This window comes from Mesorhizobium sp. WSM4844 (genome assembly GCF_055811775.1).
In genome coordinates, this window is record NZ_JBVVQB010000020.1 from 24216 (window position 1) to 40523 (window position 16308).

At 63.7% G+C, this 16308-nt stretch carries 18 protein-coding genes; 10 read left to right on the forward strand and 8 right to left on the reverse strand.

From position 1 onward, the window contains the following. Positions 1 to 166 precede the first annotated feature (166 nt). The 3 genes from AC0L2A_RS17465 (at position 167) to AC0L2A_RS17475 (ending at position 2704) form a co-directional block, all read left to right on the forward strand. Entirely contained in the window at positions 167 to 1426 is a 1260-nt protein-coding gene (locus AC0L2A_RS17465) for an HlyD family type I secretion periplasmic adaptor subunit (RefSeq protein WP_473609889.1), read from the forward strand. Between the two features lie 342 nt (positions 1427 to 1768). After that, the gene (locus tag AC0L2A_RS17470; protein WP_167366475.1) at positions 1769 to 2065 is read left to right on the forward strand and encodes a hypothetical protein; all 297 of its coding nucleotides are present in this window, start codon (positions 1769 to 1771) and stop codon (positions 2063 to 2065) included. A 129-nt stretch (positions 2066 to 2194) separates the two neighbouring features. Beyond that, complete coding sequence (locus AC0L2A_RS17475) at positions 2195 to 2704, forward strand: NUDIX hydrolase (protein WP_091595602.1); 510 nt, start codon at positions 2195 to 2197, stop codon at positions 2702 to 2704. On the opposite strand, the gene AC0L2A_RS17480 is transcribed toward AC0L2A_RS17475, so the two are convergent. The 5 genes from AC0L2A_RS17480 to AC0L2A_RS17500 all read right to left on the reverse strand — a co-directional run bounded on the left by AC0L2A_RS17480 (position 2680) and on the right by AC0L2A_RS17500 (position 7916). Then, complete coding sequence (locus AC0L2A_RS17480) at positions 2680 to 3531, reverse strand: citryl-CoA lyase (RefSeq protein WP_023797466.1); 852 nt, start codon at positions 3529 to 3531, stop codon at positions 2680 to 2682. The two genes, AC0L2A_RS17475 and AC0L2A_RS17480, sit on opposite strands and share 25 nt — an antisense overlap. A gap of 13 nt (positions 3532 to 3544) precedes the next feature. Beyond that, positions 3545 to 4729 (reverse strand): CaiB/BaiF CoA transferase family protein, encoded by a 1185-nt coding sequence (locus AC0L2A_RS17485; protein WP_091595600.1) that lies wholly within the window; start codon positions 4727 to 4729, stop codon positions 3545 to 3547. A gap of 15 nt (positions 4730 to 4744) precedes the next feature. Continuing rightward, positions 4745 to 6268 carry a tripartite tricarboxylate transporter permease gene (locus AC0L2A_RS17490; protein WP_091595598.1) on the reverse strand — a complete coding sequence of 508 codons (1524 nt, stop codon included), beginning with the start codon at positions 6266 to 6268 and terminating at the stop codon, positions 4745 to 4747. Between the two features lie 4 nt (positions 6269 to 6272). Next, on the reverse strand, positions 6273 to 6809 hold the full coding sequence (locus AC0L2A_RS17495; RefSeq protein WP_077379464.1) for a tripartite tricarboxylate transporter TctB family protein: 537 nt from the start codon (positions 6807 to 6809) through the stop codon (positions 6273 to 6275). 129 nt (positions 6810 to 6938) lie between these two features. Beyond that, positions 6939 to 7916, reverse strand: a complete 978-nt coding sequence (locus AC0L2A_RS17500; RefSeq protein WP_091595596.1) for a Bug family tripartite tricarboxylate transporter substrate binding protein — start codon at positions 7914 to 7916, stop codon at positions 6939 to 6941. Positions 7917 to 8108: 192 nt separating this feature from the next. On the opposite strand from AC0L2A_RS17500, the gene AC0L2A_RS17505 reads away from it, so the two are divergent. Beyond that, the gene (locus AC0L2A_RS17505) at positions 8109 to 8894 is read left to right on the forward strand and encodes an IclR family transcriptional regulator (RefSeq protein WP_091595687.1); all 786 of its coding nucleotides are present in this window, start codon (positions 8109 to 8111) and stop codon (positions 8892 to 8894) included. Positions 8895 to 8939: 45 nt separating this feature from the next. Here the strand turns inward: AC0L2A_RS17505 and AC0L2A_RS17510 are convergent, their stop codons facing one another. Both AC0L2A_RS17510 and AC0L2A_RS17515 read right to left on the reverse strand, forming a co-directional pair. Beyond that, on the reverse strand, positions 8940 to 9479 hold the full coding sequence (locus tag AC0L2A_RS17510) for a GNAT family N-acetyltransferase (protein ID WP_091595594.1): 540 nt from the start codon (positions 9477 to 9479) through the stop codon (positions 8940 to 8942). A gap of 201 nt (positions 9480 to 9680) precedes the next feature. Next, positions 9681 to 9911, reverse strand: coding sequence for a YdeI/OmpD-associated family protein (locus AC0L2A_RS17515; protein WP_091595592.1), 231 nt, complete (start codon positions 9909 to 9911; stop codon positions 9681 to 9683). Between the two features lie 140 nt (positions 9912 to 10051). Between AC0L2A_RS17515 and AC0L2A_RS17520 the strand changes: the two genes are divergently transcribed. After that, complete coding sequence (locus AC0L2A_RS17520; protein ID WP_091595590.1) at positions 10052 to 10507, forward strand: DUF2214 family protein; 456 nt, start codon at positions 10052 to 10054, stop codon at positions 10505 to 10507. Here AC0L2A_RS17520 and nth read toward each other — a convergent pair. Further along, positions 10501 to 11304, reverse strand: a complete 804-nt coding sequence (nth, locus tag AC0L2A_RS17525) for an endonuclease III (protein ID WP_473609827.1) — start codon at positions 11302 to 11304, stop codon at positions 10501 to 10503. The genes AC0L2A_RS17520 and nth overlap by 7 nt on opposite strands. Positions 11305 to 11326: 22 nt before the next feature. Between nth and AC0L2A_RS17530 the strand changes: the two genes are divergently transcribed. From AC0L2A_RS17530 to AC0L2A_RS17550, 5 genes are all read left to right on the forward strand, one after another. After that, positions 11327 to 11821 (forward strand): DUF2244 domain-containing protein, encoded by a 495-nt coding sequence (locus AC0L2A_RS17530; protein ID WP_091595586.1) that lies wholly within the window; start codon positions 11327 to 11329, stop codon positions 11819 to 11821. A 221-nt stretch (positions 11822 to 12042) separates the two neighbouring features. Beyond that, positions 12043 to 12921: a methylated-DNA--[protein]-cysteine S-methyltransferase gene (locus AC0L2A_RS17535; RefSeq protein WP_091595685.1), complete on the forward strand. Its 879-nt coding sequence runs from the start codon at positions 12043 to 12045 to the stop codon at positions 12919 to 12921. A 146-nt stretch (positions 12922 to 13067) separates the two neighbouring features. Beyond that, positions 13068 to 13979, forward strand: a complete 912-nt coding sequence (locus tag AC0L2A_RS17540) for a ribokinase (protein WP_091595584.1) — start codon at positions 13068 to 13070, stop codon at positions 13977 to 13979. A 5-nt stretch (positions 13980 to 13984) separates the two neighbouring features. Continuing rightward, positions 13985 to 15433, forward strand: a complete 1449-nt coding sequence (locus AC0L2A_RS17545) for an amidase (protein ID WP_473609829.1) — start codon at positions 13985 to 13987, stop codon at positions 15431 to 15433. Positions 15434 to 15545: 112 nt separating this feature from the next. After that, on the forward strand, positions 15546 to 16160 hold the full coding sequence (locus AC0L2A_RS17550) for a LysE family translocator (protein WP_023797453.1): 615 nt from the start codon (positions 15546 to 15548) through the stop codon (positions 16158 to 16160). Positions 16161 to 16308: the final 148 nt, after the last annotated feature.

The window sequence follows — 16308 nt, forward strand, 5'->3', positions numbered from 1 at the left end:
TGGCGCGCGTAACGGCGTGAGGGGGATGATTCCGCATATTCGTGCCGGAGCGAGCCATCTGGCCGGCGTCAAGGGCAAAATCGGCGGGCTGCTGTTCGTTCGGGCTAACCTCCCTACCGATGTGCGATCGCAGCCGACGCAGAACGACTTATCCCTTCGCCGGTATATGCTTCTTGGCGCCGCAACCGTGGCGCTGCTTGTCGGCGGCCTTGGTGCATGGGCCGCAACGACGGAATTGTCAGGCGCCGTCATCGCTACCGGCCATATCGCAGTGGAATCCAACGTCAAGGCGGTTCAGCATCCAAGCGGCGGCGTTGTGGGTGAGATCAACGTGCGCAACGGCGATGAAGTCAGAGCAGGCGATATTTTGCTCCGTCTCGACGACACGCTTACACGCGCCAATCTCGCCGTCATAACCAATACCCTGGACGAACTCTCGGCGCGGGAGGCACGCCTCACAGCGGAGCGTGAGGGTGCCGAGGCGATCGCCTTTTCCGAGGATCTCACCAGCCGCTCCTCTGTTGGACATGTGGCGCGTGTGATGGGCGGGGAGCAGAAACTTTTCGCTTTGCGCCGGGGAGCTTACCGTGCCCAAATCGAGCAACGCAGGCAACGGGTGAGCCAGCTCAAGGAGGAGATAGCGGGCCTCGAGGCACAAAGGGCGGCCAAGGAGCACGAGATTGCGTTGGTCCGCGACGAGATCAAGGGCGTCAGGGGCCTTTGGGAAAAGAAACTCGTCCAGCGGTCGCGACTCCTGGACCTGGAGCGGGGCGAGGCTCAGATCGAGGGAGGGCGCGGCCAACTCGTCGCTGCGATAGCCGAAGCGAACGGCAGAATCAGCGAAACAGAAATGGCCATCATCCAGATCCAGCAGGATTGGCGCAGCGAGGTCGCGAAAGAATTACGCGAAACGGAGGCGCGAACCACAGAATTGGCAGAGCGAAAGATCGCCGCGGAGGAATTGCTTAGACAGACCGATATTCGTTCACCCCAGAACGGACGGGTGCATCAGCTTGCGATCCATACGGTCGGCGGTGTCGTCACGACCGGCGAGCCAATTATGATGATTGTCCCGACCGCTGACGAATTGACTGTGGACGCACGCATCGCGCCTCAAGACATCGATCAGGTCCAGCCCGGCCAGCTTGTCCATCTGCGGCTGTCGGCGTTCAGCCAGCAGGTCACGCCGGAAATCGAAGGACATGTAGCAACGGTTTCTCCCGACCTCGTCGAAGACGAGCGGAACGGACTATCCTACTACAGCGTGCGGATCAGGCTTGACGAAGGCAAGCTTGGCTCGTTGGATCCGGAAAGCCTCAAGCCAGGCATGCCGGTGGAGGCGTTCATGCGCACGACCGATCGCACCGTCATCTCGTTTCTGATGAAGCCATTGACCGACCAGATCAGCCGCGCATTCCGCGAATAGTCGCGCGGCTGGCCTATCGCCGTGCCGTGGCCACGGCTCCGGGGAACGCGGCCCGCCCGTGCCGCGATTTTCAACTGTGCGATGTTGCGGTTCAAATTATCCAATCCAGGCCTGAAAGGCATGGAACCGCAGGATGCTCTCCAGCTTCTTGTCGTCGGCCTCGTATTGGTGCCCTTTGCCAGCACACATCGGTCGACGGGCTTTGCGCCCTGACTGGCTAGTCAGCCAATTCCGCTCCGGCGTGGGGTTTTAATCCATGGCATCATCAGACAAACGCCCTATATAATCGCAAGGTTCTGTTTCGTGCGGGCCCAAGGTTCTGTTTCGTAAAGGAATGGATGGATGTCGCCGCTTCGCCTTTCGACGATCTTGATGTCGGCAACCCTAGCAACAGCGATGCTGTCGAGCGCGGCTGTCTCCGCGCAGAACGTCGCTCCCGCCAATCGCAATACCGTGGTCCTGCAAGGCGAATTGCAGATGCTGGAGAACAGGCTGCGACGGCAGCAATTTCAGCAGCAGCAACAGCAGTTCCGTGCCCAGGATCGCGTGGTCGTGCCGCAACGGCCAGATGTGCCGCAGATGGCGCCTACTTGCCAGTTGCGGCGATCGGGCAGCCGCTTCATCAGCGTGTGCCGCTGATGGCCCGGCGTTTTCATTTATTTTAGCTGATATGCTTGAACGCCGCTCTACTTAAAGTAGCATCAAAGGCGGTTTTGATTTCGCAACGTGCCTTTGCGCTTGGGCACTGCCCTGATTGGATCGCCGGCAATGGCAGCCACCAAGAAGAAGGTCGTGCGCAAGGCGAGGAAGGGCGAGCGGATCCGCCAGGTCGCGGCAATTCCCTTTCGGCTGGGCAGGCATGGCGGCGTCGAGGTGATGCTGGTCACCTCGATATCGACAAGGCGATTTATCGTGCCCAAGGGCTGGCCGATGAAGGGCAAGAGTGGGCGCAAGGCAGCCACCATCGAAGCGCGGGAGGAAGCCGGCGTCCTCGGCAAGACGCTGAAGCAGCCGGCCGGCACCTATTCCTACTGGAAGCGGCTGACGAACCGCTTCATCCGCATCGACGTCACCGTCTACCTGCTGGCGGTGACGGAGGAACTGGCCAACTGGCAGGAAGCCAAAAGGCGGCAGCGGGCATGGCTGGCGCCGGCAGACGCAGCCGTGCTTATCGACGAGCCCGAACTTTCAACGCTGCTGAAGAACTTGAAAATTCCCCAGCCAGCGCCCGCTGGCGAACTTGAACCAAGGTCTCATTTGGCGTCGTCCTCTCCCTGAGGGAAAGACCGCACCGGCGTGCCGGTATAGGCCCACAACCATTCGCGCGGCAGTGGTCCTTTGTTGCGGTCGCTCTGTTGCGACTGTTCCCACGCATGCGCCAAGATGCCGACCGAGCGCGACAGCACGAAAAGGCCACGTGTCAGCGGCGGCGGAAAGCCGAGCTCGCCATAGATGACGGCGGTGGCGCCGTCGATGTTGAGCGGGATCTTCTTGCCCTTGCGCCGCGCGACCTCGGCCTCGACAGCCTCGGCGATGTCGGCGAAACGTCCGCTGACGACGCCGCGCGCGGCAAAATCGCGGGTCAGCTCGATGAGACGCGGCGCCCGCGGATCGACCGGGTGGAAGCGATGGCCGAGCCCCGGCACGTAGGATTTTTCCTCGGCGAAGAAGCGATCGAGCCGCGACGCGACGGCATCGGCAAGCGTCACGCCTGCGTCCAGTGCCGCGGCGATGTCGCCGTAGAAGGCAAGCGCCTGCTCGCCGGCGCCGCCATGCACGTCGCCAAGCACATTGATGGCTGAAGCCATGGCGCTGTTGATGCCGACGCCGCAGGTGGCCGCCATGCGGGCAATGGCGATCGACGGCGCCTGCGGCCCGTGGTCGACGGCCGCCCCCAGCGCGATACCGAGCAGCGCCGCCTGCTCCTCGCCAGGCAGTTCGCCGCGCAGCATCAGCCAGATCATCGCCGGAAAGCTGACGCGGCCGATCAGGTCCTGGATCTCATAGCCACGCAGCCGGATCACGCCAGGGCGCATTTCGATGATATCGGTCTGCCACCATTCCTCACCGCGCTCGCGGCCGGTTTTTTTCTCAACGTTGCTCATGTTCTCGCGTCGCTCATGCCTGCGCCCTTTTCTTGACGCGCGGCGGCAGACTGGCAAACACCTCGTCCATGTGCTCGCCCAGCGCCGGCGGCGGCTTGGTCGGCAACGGTGCTTCGCCATCGACCATGAACCCGCCGCGCACGACGGTCAGCGGTCGGTCGATGTTCGGCATGCGATCGAAACGGGTGGTCATGTCGCGCTCGATCACTTGCTGCTCGGCCAGCACCTGCGGGATCGTCAGCACCCTGCCCGCCGGCACGCCTGCGCGATTGAGCGTCTCCTCCCAGGCCGCGGCCGAGCTGTTCGCCAGGGCATCCTCGATCAGCGCCTTCAAGGCGATGCGGTTGCGCTTGCGCGTCTCGCGCTCGGCAAAGCGCGGGTCCGACGCCAGCTCCGGCAGCCCGACCAGCCGGCAGAGCGTGACGAACTGCTCCTGCTTGTTGGCGGCGATGTTGAGCAGACCGTCGCCGGTGCGAAACGTGCCGGAAGGTGCCGCCGTCATGTTCTCGTTGCCCATCGGCTGCGGCTCGACGCCTGCCGTCAGATAGTTGGAGACCGGCCAGCCGAGCGCGGAAAGCGTGCATTCGAGCATCGACACGTCGAGGAAAGCGCCCTCGCCTGTCGTCTTCTGCTTCACAAGTGCCGCCGTGATGGCGAACGCCCCGACCAGCCCACCCAGCGTGTCGGCGACGGGGTATCCGACACGCAGCGGCGCGGTCTGCGCAGTGCCGGTGATGCTCATGATGCCCGAAAGACCCTGGATGATCTGGTCGTAGGCCGGATTGTCGCGCATCGGCCCGGTCTGGCCGAAGCCCGAAATCGCGCAATAGACAAGACTGGGGCGGACCTCTTTCAGCCTGGCATAGCCGAGCCCCAGCCGATCCATCACGCCGGGGCGGAAATTCTCGACCAGCGCGTCGGCGGAGGCGACCAAATCGAGGAAGCGTTCGCGATCGGCCTCTTTCTTGAGATCGAGCACCACCGATCGTTTGCCGGCGTTCTGCGCCAGGAATGAAGCGCCCATGCCGGTGCTGTTGAGTTCCGGCGAGCCGCCGAGCTGGCGCGCCAGATCGCCGCCTTGCGGCGCCTCGACCTTGATCACATCGGCCCCGAGCAGCGCCAGCTGATAGGCACAGTAGGGGCCAGCCAGAACATTGGTCAGGTCGAGGACGCGGATGCCGGACAGCAGATCGGTCATGATGTCACAAACAGGTCAGGCATCGCCCGGCACGTGTTCCGGTCCACGCATGCGGCGGCGTTCGATGTAAGCGTAGACATGCGGCCCGATCAGCCCGATGAACGCCAGCGTCAGCAGTGTCAGCGACAGGGGATGTTTGTAGAACACCGACCAGTCGCCGTTCGAGATGGTCATCGCGCGGCGGAACTGCGTTTCGGCGAGCGGCCACAGGATCATGCCGATGATGACCGGCGCCGTTGGGAAATCGAAGCGCCGCATCAGGAACCCGGCCCCGCCGAGCAGATAGAGGATGACGAGGTCGGTCGGCGACTGAGAAATACCGTAGGTGCCGACCGTGGCGAACACCAGGATGCCGGCATAGAGCTGCGGCGCCGGGATTTTCAGCAGCCGCACCCATAACCCGATCAGCGGCAGGTTGAGGATGACGAGAATGATGTTGGCGATGAACAGGCTGGCGATCAGCCCCCAGACCAGATTGGCCTGCGTCATGAACAGCATCGGCCCGGGATTGATGCCATAGCTTTGGAAGGCCGACAGCATGATCGCGGCCGTCGCCGAGGTCGGCAACCCAAGCGTCAGCATCGGCACCAGCACACCGGCGGCCGATGCGTTGTTGGCGGCTTCCGGCCCGGCAACGCCTTCGATGGCGCCGACCGTGCCGAACTCCTCCTTGTGTTTGGAGAGCTTTTTCTCGATTGCATAGGACAGAAAGGTCGGGATTTCGGCGCCGCCGGCCGGCAACGCGCCGATCGGGAAGCCGAGCAGGGCGCCGCGCAGCCAAGCCTTCCACGAGCGTGCCCATTCGGCCGCCGTCATGTAGAGCGAGCCCTTCAGCGGCACGATCTCGTCCTTGCCGGCATAGCGGCGCGATGCCATGTAGAACGTCTCGCCGACCGCAAAGAGGCCGACGGCGACGACGATCACGTCGACGCCATCGAGCAATTGGCTCATGCCGAAGGTGAAGCGCGGTTGCCCGGTCTGCAGGTCGACGCCGATCATGCCGATGACGAAGCCGATGAACAGGCTGGTCAGGCCACGAACCGACGACGAGCCGAGCACCGCCGAAACCGTGATGAAGGCCAGCACCATCAGCGAGAAATATTCGGCCGGGCCGAAGGACAGCGCGAATTTGACGACGACCGGGGCCAGGAAGGCGACGCCCAGCGTGCCGAGTGTGCCGGCGACGAAGGAGCCGATCGCCGAAGTGGCAAGTGCCGCGCCGCCGCGGCCGGAACGGGCCATCCTGTTGCCTTCCAGCGCAGTGACGATGGTCGCGCTTTCACCCGGCGTGTTGAGCAGGATCGATGTCGTCGAACCGCCATACATGGCGCCGTAATAGATGCCGGCAAACAGGATGAAGGACGCTTCCGGCGCCACCTGGTAGGTGATCGGCAAAAGCAGGGCGATGGTCAGCGCAGGTCCCAGGCCTGGCAGCACGCCGATCGCTGTCCCCAGTGTCGTGCCGAGCAGGCACCACATGAGATTGACCGGCGTAAAGGCGACCGAAAATCCGTGCGCGAGATGGCCAAGCGTTTCCATGGCTTCAGCCTCTCAACATACGGATAATGGAATCGAGGCCCGTGTTCAGCTGGTTCTCGATGAAGCCGGCGCCGATGTTGACGCCGAGCGCCCTGGCGAAGCCGAAATAGGCGGCAAGCGCCAGGATCAGGCCAAGCAGCACGTCACGCAGCGGATGTCTGCTGCCGAATCCGTGGCAGATGAGAACGAACATGATCACCGAGGCTGCGGTGAAGCCAAGCGGCTGGATCAGAACAAGATTCGCAACCAGTCCGACGGCGACGATGCCCATCGCCTTCCAGTCGGTCGGGGTTTCCTTTTCTTCCTCCGGCTGCCAGCCGCCCCGCAGAGCGGCGACGATCAGCAGCAGGGAAAGGACCGTCATGCCGACCATGGTGATGTAGGGGAAGACGGTCGGGCCGACCTTGGAGTAGAGCGGCGACACCGGAATCGACAGAGTCTGCCAGGCCACTGCGCCGGCGCAGGCAAGAAGCCCGATGCCGATCAGCAATTCGGGCACGGCAAGGCGCGGCCGCGCCGCCTGCTGGTCGCTGGTGCTCATGATCGTCCTCCCTGGATAGCCGGTCTCCCACGGCCGACCTCACCGCAGTTTCACTCGCGCCGGATCGTATGTCCATGCGGCTGGCGAACATCGGAAAGGGGCAGTGCAGACCGCCCCTCTCCGGGGACATCAGGCAAGGCCGAGGTCCTTGAGGATGGCTGCGATCCGAGCCGTGTCTTCGGTGAGAAATTTCGCGTAGTCGTCGCCGGTGAGCAGGATCTGCGTCCAGTTGCGGTTTTTGCATTCGGTGGCCCAGGCTTCGCTTTTGGCCATCGTCTCGACCAGCGTGATCATCGCCGCCTTGTCGGCGTCGGAAACGCCCGGCGGTGCGAAGACGCCGCGCCAGTTGAACAGTTCGACATCGATGCCGGCTTCCTTCATCGTCGGTGCGTCGATGCCTTCCTGGCGCTTGTCCGCGGAAATGGCAAGCAGCCGAAGCGCGCCTGCCTTGACCTGTTCGGAGAACTCGCCGTAGCCGGAGATGCCGGCCGCGACCTGGTTGCCGAGAAGCGCCGACAATGCCTCGCCGCCGCCGGCGAACGGCACGTAGGAGAGGTTGGCTGCCGGAACACCGGCCGTCTTGGCGATAAGGCCGAACAATATGTGGTCCGAGCCGCCGGCCGAACCGCCAGCCACCGGCACTTTGGTCGGATCGGCCTTGAGGGCGGCGACGAAATCCGCTGCTGTCTTGAACGGCGAGGCCGCAGGCACCACCAGCGCCTCGAATTCGCCGGTGAGGCGGGCGATCGGCGTGACCTCGGTGAGATTGTTGGCCGATTTGTTGGCGATGATGGCGCCAACCATGACCATGCCGGCAACCATCAGCGAATTGCCCTTGCCGTTCCACTGGCTGATGAATTGCGGCAGGCCGACTGTGCCGCCGGCGCCGCCGACATTGGTGATCTGCGAACCGGAGATCAGCTTCTCACTGCGCAGCACCTGGTCCATCGTGCGCGCCGTCTGGTCCCAGCCGCCGCCGGGCGCTGCCGGCACAAAAATCTGGATCTGCGGTGCGTCCTGCGCGAAAGCGGGCGAGAGATGCAACGCTGCGAAACCGGCGGCGCCGGCAGCGGCGGTGCTCGTTAAAAATCTGCGTCTGTTCAGCATGGGGTTCCTCCAATCACGACACCTCCTCCGGTGCCTGCCAGCAACGTAGCCTGAATTCAGACCCGCTCGACAAAAATTCATGCAGTCTTTGCATCGTTCTGTCAACCGGAATGGCATTCTGCTGGACAGAACTGTCCGGATGCGGCACAATTGTTCCGATCGGCCCTTCTGTCCAACTGGGAACGGAACGACGTGGTCAAGCGGACAACCGTAACACAATCCAAGCCTGCGTCGACCAACGGCGTTGCCGCGCTCGACCGAGCCATCGCCATCCTCGATGCTTTCGCTGCTGCCGACCGTTCGCTCAGCCTGGCCGAAATCGCGGCGCGCACCGGCCTCTACAAGAGCACGATCCTGAGGCTGGCGAACTCGTTGCTGCGCGGGCAATTGCTGGAGCGTCTCGACGACGGCCGCTACCGTGTCGGCCCTGCCACCTTTCGGCTGGGCGCCCTATACCAGCGTTCGGTGGTGGCGATCGACATCCTGCTGCCGATCATGCGCGATCTGGCCGAGCGAAGCTGGGAAAGCGTCGCTTTCTATGTCCGTTCGGGCGACGTGCGCACTTGTCTTTACCGCGTCGAGTCCAAGCATCCCATCCGCTACACCATCCGGGAAGGCGACGTGCTGCCCCTGCTGGCCGGCACAGGCGGCCGCGTGCTTGCGGCGTTTTCCGGTCAGCAGGGCGAACCATACGAGACGATCCGCAAAACCTACCATTGTTTGTCGGTCGGCGATCGCGACCCCGAGACGGCGGGCGTCTCGGCACCAGTGTTCGGGCCGGGGCACATCCTGCTCGGTGCGTTGACGCTGTCCGGCCCGAGCACGCGCGTCGACGCGGCCTTTCTGCAGCGCATGAAAAATCCGCTGATCGAGGCGGCCGCGCGCGCCACCCGCGCTTTCGGCGAAGACGCCTCGATGCTCGAACAGGCGGCCCTAAAGGCCGAAGCGGAAGGCCCGGTGCTGAAGCGGCAGGCCTAGAAAGCCTCGATTCGACCAGAACCACAGGATGCCAGGCCGCAACCGCTAGGGCTGCCGTTCCAGCAGGATCGTCGCATTGTCGTGATAGGTGGTCCGCAACACTTCGCTGTAGCCGCATTTGGCCGCGACGCTCAGCGAAGCGGAGTTTTCCGGATCGATGATGCAGACAGTCCTTGCACGCCCGAATGCCTCGTCGCCCCAGGCGAGAGCCCGTCCGACGACTTCGCTGGCGAACCCTTGGCCATGTGCGCCCGGGGCCAGCGCCCAACCGGCTTCCGGAACGCCTTCGATCGACGGCACCATGTCGCGCTTCAGATCGTGGAAACCGGCCTCGCCGATGAAGCGGCCGGATGCCTTGTCCTCGATCGCCCAGAAGCCGTAGCCCAGCAGCGACCACAGGCCGGCATGACGCAGGAAGCGCATCCAGCTTTCCTCGCGCGTGCGCGGCTTGCCGCCGATGAAGCGGGTGACGTCCGGATCGGCCCACATGGCGACATAGGTATCGAAATCATCGAGCTGGTGTGGCCGCAAGATGGTTCGCTTCGTCTCGATGACCGGTGCACTGGCTGCTCCTGGATTTCCCATAACTCTGCCCCGCCACGCATGATCGCCGAAAAACCTCCTCCGAAACGATCATGCGCAAATTCAAAGTGTTTCTTTGCCGGTGCCTCATGCATGTCGCCCAAATGTCCAACAAGAGCCAGGACAGCGCAGATCATCCTCCAGCGCGAGAAACGAGGTCGAGGCGCTTCGACCGCGGGAAACTGTGACCCGAAAAGCGCGGTTTCAGCCGCGCCAGGGCATGTTCATGTAGACGCCTCCACGCTTCAATTCGTCCAGCATCTGGTCGAGCCGCTTGTGTCTTGTCTCGGGGCGTTTGGCACGAGCGATCCAGCCGAGATAGTCGTTCTTCTGATAATCCGGTCTGTCATCATAGGCCGCCATCAAACCCTGCTTTGTCAAAGCGGTTCGAATGTAGTCCGGCATCGGGTTCAAGGCGCGTTTCAGTCTGGTCATCGTCAAAATTTAGGCTGTCAGGATTTGGCGTCAACGTAGTCGCGAACTCCAGCTCCGGCATGGGAATCTTGCCGAACGATGCTACCCTTCGCATGAACTGATTCAGCGTCCGCTGTGCCGTCCGACGGAGGGAAAAGGGCATGGATACCACCGATCTTCTGCTTGCCATCTTTCATCATCTGCTGGTGTTTTCACTGGCCGGCATCATCGGCGCCGAATTTGTCCTGATCCGCGGCGATCTGCCCGCCGCGACGATTCGGCGGCTTGTCGGCATCGATCGCCATTACGGCATCATCGCCATGCTGATCATCGTTGTCGGCATCGGACGCGTCATCTACGGCCTGAAAGGTTGGGAATTCTACGTCTACAACTGGGTATTCTGGGCAAAGATGGCGGCCTTCGTCACAGTCGGGCTGCTGTCGATCATCCCGACGGTCCGCTTTGCGTCCTGGAGCAGGCAGGCCTCGGCCAGCCCCGGCTTTCAAGTGCCGGCGGCACAACTTGCATCCGTTCGAACTTATGTCCGCGCCGAAGCCTTGATCTTCCTGCTGATCCCGGTCTTCGCCGCGGCGATGGCGCGCGGCTACGGCTACTGAATTTCGCCTACGGGTTCGAGCGGCGCAATTTCGACCAGCGGCGCCGGAACATCATTCGTCTTCTCCTCGGCCTTGCAGATGTCAGCGATGACACAGACCGGGCAATCCGGTTTGCGCGCCTTGCAGACATAGCGGCCATGCAGGATCAGCCAGTGATGCGCATGGCGCATGTATTCGTCCGGAATGATCCTCAACAGCCCCTGCTCGACCTGTTCCGGCGTCTTGCCGGGCGCCAGCCGCAGCCGGTTGCCTATGCGAAAGATATGCGTGTCGACGGCCATGGTGTGCTGGCCGAAGGCCATGTTGAGCACGACATTGGCGGTCTTGCGCCCGACGCCCGGCAGCTTGATCAGTTGGTCGCGGTCGTCGGGCACTTCGCCGCCATAGTAGCGGATCAGCGCCTGCGACAGCGCGATGACGTTCTTGGCCTTGTTGCGCCAGAGCCCAACGGTGCGGATATAGTCGCCTACCTTGGCTTCGCCGAGAGCCAACATCTTTTGCGGCGTGTCGGCGACCTTGAAAAGCGCCCGCGTCGCCTTGTTGACCCCGACATCGGTCGCCTGTGCCGAAAGCACCACCGCCACCAGCAGCGTGAAGGCGTTGATGTGTTCGAGCTCGCCCTTCGGCTCGGGCCGCTGAACGGAAAAGCGTCGGAAAATCTCGTGCACTTCGGCCGGGCTGTAGCGCGAATCGGACCGCACCGGCCGGGCACGCGGTTTGGCGTTCGCACCGTCGCGTCGGCCGGGGAGCAGTTCATTTTTGGGTGTAGAGGAATTTTTGGACTTGGGCCTCGTCATCCCCTTCCTATAATATCCCGGCATGAGCGACACAAACGCCTCATTTCAGGCCGACGAGCCATTCTTCCAGGCGTTGCTGATACCGCATCGGTCGCTGGGCAAAACCGGCTTTGCCATCCTGATGGGCGCTCTGCTGTTCGGCTCGTTGGTCACCGGAGCGTTTTTCCTGTCGCGCGGCGCCTGGCCGGTGTTCGGCTTCCTGGGTCTCGACGTCATCGCCGTCTACATCGCCTTTCGCGCCAATTATCGTGCCGCCCGCGCCCGTGAGGAGGTGTCGGTCTCGCGCACCAGCCTCGACATCCGCAAGACCGCGCCATCAGGCAAATCGGAAGCCCATCGCTTCAATCCGTTCTGGGCGCGTTTTTCGGTCGCCCGCCACGCCGAAATCGGCATCACCAGGATGGCGGTGGAAGCACAAGGCCAGAATGTGCCGATCGGCGGCTTCCTCAATCCCGATGACCGCGAGAGCTTTGCGTCAGCCTTTTCGCGCGCCCTGGCGACCGCGAAAGCGCGCTGAATGTGAGCGAACCGCCTCGTTCGCGAACCGGTTCTGCGGTGCCTTGCCATAAACGGCAATCGGCAGCGTCTACTTCTCCTTGGTGGGATGCACGTTTTCGCCAGCCATCGTCGGCTCCTTGCTCGAAGCCAAATCTATCTGGATGCACATGACGAGAAGGCAAGTTTCGGGTGGTGATCGGAGCCGCGAAGGACGATATTCACGATCAAGGAGATGGCCCGATGAACGCACAGACAGCTATTCTGAAGAAAGACATCACACCCGAAGGCGGTGACTACGAAGTTGTTCGGCGCGCGATCGAGAAGATCAGCCTTGACTATCGTGACCAGCCGTCGCTCGAAATATTGGCGGAGGAAGTCGGCGAGACGCCGACCGGGTTGCAGAAGCTCTTCACTCGCTGGGCCGGCCTGTCGCCCAAGGCGTTTCTGCAGGCGGTCACGCTCGACCATGCGCGCAAACTGCTCGATTCCGGCATGCCGCTGCTCGAGGCTTCTTTCGAGGTCGGCATGTCAGGCCCCGGCCGGTTGCACGACCTTTTCGTCACCCACGAGGCGATGTCGCCGGGCGACTACAAGACGCGCGGCGCCGGGCTGACGATCCGCTACGGCTATCATATCTCGCCTTTCGGCATCGCCCTGATCATGGTCACAGATCGTGGGCTTGCCGGCCTCGCCTTCAGCGATGCCGGCGACGAGCGCGCAGCCTTTGCCGACATGTCCGGCCGCTGGCCGAACGCAAACTATGTCGAGGACATGGCCGCGACGGCGCCCTATGCGGCGCGCATCTTCGATCCGGCGCTGTGGCGCGCCGACCAGCCGCTGCGCGTCGTCTTGATCGGCACCGACTTCCAGGTCCGCGTCTGGGAAGCCCTGCTGCGCATCCCGATGGGCAAGGCCTGCACCTATTCCTCGATCGCTGCCGGCATCGGCGCACCGAGCGCCAGCCGGGCGGTGGGTGCCGCGGTTGGCGCCAATCCGATGTCCTTCGTGGTGCCATGCCACCGGGCTCTCGGCAAGTCCGGCGCGCTCACAGGCTACCACTGGGGCCTGACGCGCAAACGCGCCATCCTTGGCTGGGAAGCGGGACAGGTCGGATCCTGAAATCGCGCGCCAATTGTCGATGTCGGCACCGCCGACGCCTGGAGTTGCGCTGAGAAGCGCGTTCAAACCTGACGCGATTAGATCGCGCGGTCTGGCAAGCGGCGGCCTTACGGAGTAGCTTCCCGCAGTCAGCAGGGAGGCACCACTTGATCATCGTTGTCGGCTCGATCAACCTCGACCTTATCGCCAATGTCGACCGCTTGCCCGCACCGGGCGAGACGGTCCGTGGCTCCGGTTTCGCCACCGCACCCGGCGGCAAGGGCGCCAACCAGGCGCTGGCCGCCGCGCGTGCCGGCGCCAAGGTGCGCATGGTCGGCGCGGTCGGCAAGGACAATTTCGCCACCGAAGCGTTGGCGCTGTTGCGGGACGGCAAGATCGACCTGTCCGGTGTCGGTGAAACCTTCGCCTCGACCGGCACGGCCTTGATCATGGTCGCCGACGACGGCGAGAATGTCATTGCCGTGGTGCCGGGCGCCAATGATTCGGTCGTCACAGGCGACCTCTCCAAGGCTTTCATGAAGAAGGGCGATGTCGTGCTCCTGCAGCAGGAAATCCCGCTGCAGACTGTCGATGCAGCACTGGACGCAGCACGGGCGGCAGGCGCGGTTACCGTGCTCAACACGGCACCGTTCCGCGCAGAGGCGGCCGCCTTCCTCGGCAAGGCCGACTATGTCGTCGCAAACGAAACCGAATTCGACCTCTATGGCGAGGCGCTGTCGCTGAGCGGCCGCGATCGCCCGGCGCGGATGCGCGATTTCGCGGGGACGACCGGTCGCACAATCGTCGTCACGCTCGGCGGTGACGGCGTTCTGGCCGCCACGCCAGCCGATCTCCTGATGGTTCCGGCGTTGAACGTCACTCCGGTCGATACGGTCGGCGCCGGCGACACGTTCTGCGGCTATTTCGCCGCCGGGCTGTCATCGGGCCTGCCGCTCGACCAGGCGCTCGCCCGTGCTGCAGCCGCTGGTTCGCTCGCTTGCCTGAAGCCCGGTGCCCAGCCGGCAATCCCGCTGGCGAAGGAAGTCGAGGCGGCGCTCCAAGACCCGGAGGCCAGGTGAGAGCCATGCGTCCGGCCACAAAACATGCCGTGCCGCCTGCCGGCGATATCTGCCGCCTGTCCGCCATGGATCTCGCCGACGCGATCCGGCGCCGCCGGTCGTCGGTACGCGAGGTGGCGACGGCATTCCTCGACCGGATCGACGCCGTAAACCCGCTGGTCAACGCCATCGTCTCGTTGCGCGACCGCGCCGACATCCTGCGCGAGGCGGACGGGGCGGACGCCCATCTGGCGCATGCAGGGCATGCCGGACCGCTGTTCGGTCTGCCGATCGCCATCAAGGATCTCGCGCAGACCAAGGGCCTCAGGACCAGCTTCGGCTCGCCGATCTTCGCCGATTTCGTGCCGCAGGAAGACGATTTCTTCGTCGAGCGCATCCGCAAGGCCGGCGCCATCATCATCGGCAAGACCAACGTTCCCGAATTCGGCCTGGGCTCCAATACCTACAACACGGTGTTCGGCCCGACACTCAATGCTTTCGACCCGGCCTTGACCGCCGGCGGCTCGAGCGGCGGCGCGGCGGTCGCACTGGCGCTCGACATGGTGCCTGTCGCCGACGGCAGCGACTTTGGCGGCTCGCTGCGCAACCCGGCCGCCTACAACAACGTCTATGGCTTCCGTCCGTCGCAGGGACTTGTCCCGGCCGGCCCCGAGCTTGACGTCTTCCACGCCCAGATGGGCGTCGAAGGACCGATGGGCCGCAGCGTGCGCGACATGGCGTTGCTGCTCGACGAGCAGGCTGGCTACGACCCGCGCGCGCCGCTCTCGCATCACAAACAGGGCTGCTTCCTGCAGGGGCTGCAAACGCCGACGGCCGGCGGCCGCATCGCCTGGCTCGGCGATCTCGGTGGTCATCTGCCGGTCGAACCCGGCATCCTTAGTCTTTGCGAGGCCGCTCTCGGCCGGTTCGCCGCGGCATCCTTTCAGACCGAAGCCCTGGTGCCGGATTTCGATTTCGAAGCGCTGTGGCAGGCCTTCGTGACGCTGCGCCAGGCGAGCAGCGGTTGTGCGCTCAAGGCGCATTACGACGATCCCTTGAAACGCGCTCTTCTGAAGCCGGAGGCCGTGTGGGAGGTGGAACAGGCGCTGCAACTCACGGCACCGCAGATCCACGCCGCCACGGTGAGGCGCTCGTCGTGGCATCAAACGTTGCTGTCACACTTCGACCGCTTCGACCTGATCGCGCTGCCAACCGCCCAGGTTTTTCCCTTCGATGTCGGTACTCCTTGGCCCAGGGAGGTGGCCGGGCGTGCCATGGACAGCTATCACCGCTGGATGCAGGTGTCAGCGCTCGCCACGCTGGGCGGCTGCCCGGCGGTCAGTGTACCGGCCGGCTTCGATGGCAGCGGCAGGCCGATGGGCATGCAATTGATCGGGCGGCCGCGCGGCGACATGGCCGTGCTGAGAGCGGCGGCAGCCTACGAGACGACGCTGCCGTGGCTGGCTGGAGCCTAAAATAATCCAGGTCAAGGTTGCCGGCGACATCTCCTTCCGGCTTGCAGCCGCGTTACTGTCATGCATTGATCGCGGTCAGCCGTGTCGCAAGCCGCATACTGTTGAGGAAACCATGTCGCTGGAACTCTATGCCACCTATCTCGTCGCCTGCCTTGTCATCATCCTGGTACCCGGACCGACGGTCACGCTGATCATCGCCAACAGCATCCGCCATGGCTCTCGCGCCGGCCTCGCCAACGTCGCCGGCACACAGGCCGGACTGGCGATCATGATCGCCATTGTCGGCATCGGATTGACCTCGCTGATCGCGGGAATGGGCCATTGGTTCGAATGGGTCAGGCTGATCGGTGCCGCCTATCTGATCTGGATGGGTGTGCAGATGTTCCGCTCCAAGGGCAAGCTGAACGCCGACGGATCGGCGAAGACACCGCGCGGCGGCTTCTTCCTGCAGGGCCTGCTGGTGGCGATCAGCAATCCCAAGACGCTGGTGTTCTTCGGCGCCTTCTTTCCGCAGTTCATCGCTCCTGACGGCAACCATGGGTTGCAGATCGGCGTTATGGGTCTCACCGCCATGATCTTTGCCGCCGTATCGGATTCGACCTACGCGCTGGCCGCCGGCCGCGCCGGACGCCTGCTTTCGGCCGGCCGCGTCAAGCTGCTGTCGCGGATAAGCGGCAGTTTTCTGGTCGGCGGCGGCCTGTGGCTGGCATTTTCAAAAGCGAAGTGAGCGGCACTCTTTTCCTTCTCCCCTCGTGGGAGAAGGTGGCCGCCCACGGGTCTTGCTGCCGGCAAGCCCGAGGACAGGCTCCGCGGCCGGATGAGGGGTGTTCCAGCTTGGCACCAACAGCGCTCCGGCCAACACCCTCAACCGTCTC

Coding starts and splice junctions, on each gene's coding strand:
- AC0L2A_RS17465 (WP_473609889.1), top strand. CDS start 167: ATGCTTCTTGGCGCCGCAACCGTGGCGCTGCTTGTCGGCGGCCTTGGT.
- AC0L2A_RS17470 (WP_167366475.1), top strand. CDS start 1,769: ATGTCGCCGCTTCGCCTTTCGACGATCTTGATGTCGGCAACCCTAGCA.
- AC0L2A_RS17475 (WP_091595602.1), top strand. CDS start 2,195: ATGGCAGCCACCAAGAAGAAGGTCGTGCGCAAGGCGAGGAAGGGCGAG.
- AC0L2A_RS17480 (WP_023797466.1), bottom strand. CDS start 3,531: ATGAGCAACGTTGAGAAAAAAACCGGCCGCGAGCGCGGTGAGGAATGG.
- AC0L2A_RS17485 (WP_091595600.1), bottom strand. CDS start 4,729: ATGACCGATCTGCTGTCCGGCATCCGCGTCCTCGACCTGACCAATGTT.
- AC0L2A_RS17490 (WP_091595598.1), bottom strand. CDS start 6,268: ATGGAAACGCTTGGCCATCTCGCGCACGGATTTTCGGTCGCCTTTACG.
- AC0L2A_RS17495 (WP_077379464.1), bottom strand. CDS start 6,809: ATGAGCACCAGCGACCAGCAGGCGGCGCGGCCGCGCCTTGCCGTGCCC.
- AC0L2A_RS17500 (WP_091595596.1), bottom strand. CDS start 7,916: ATGCTGAACAGACGCAGATTTTTAACGAGCACCGCCGCTGCCGGCGCC.
- AC0L2A_RS17510 (WP_091595594.1), bottom strand. CDS start 9,479: ATGGGAAATCCAGGAGCAGCCAGTGCACCGGTCATCGAGACGAAGCGA.
- AC0L2A_RS17515 (WP_091595592.1), bottom strand. CDS start 9,911: ATGACCAGACTGAAACGCGCCTTGAACCCGATGCCGGACTACATTCGA.
- AC0L2A_RS17520 (WP_091595590.1), top strand. CDS start 10,052: ATGGATACCACCGATCTTCTGCTTGCCATCTTTCATCATCTGCTGGTG.
- nth (WP_473609827.1), bottom strand. CDS start 11,304: ATGACGAGGCCCAAGTCCAAAAATTCCTCTACACCCAAAAATGAACTG.
- AC0L2A_RS17530 (WP_091595586.1), top strand. CDS start 11,327: ATGAGCGACACAAACGCCTCATTTCAGGCCGACGAGCCATTCTTCCAG.
- AC0L2A_RS17535 (WP_091595685.1), top strand. CDS start 12,043: ATGAACGCACAGACAGCTATTCTGAAGAAAGACATCACACCCGAAGGC.
- AC0L2A_RS17545 (WP_473609829.1), top strand. CDS start 13,985: ATGCGTCCGGCCACAAAACATGCCGTGCCGCCTGCCGGCGATATCTGC.
- AC0L2A_RS17550 (WP_023797453.1), top strand. CDS start 15,546: ATGTCGCTGGAACTCTATGCCACCTATCTCGTCGCCTGCCTTGTCATC.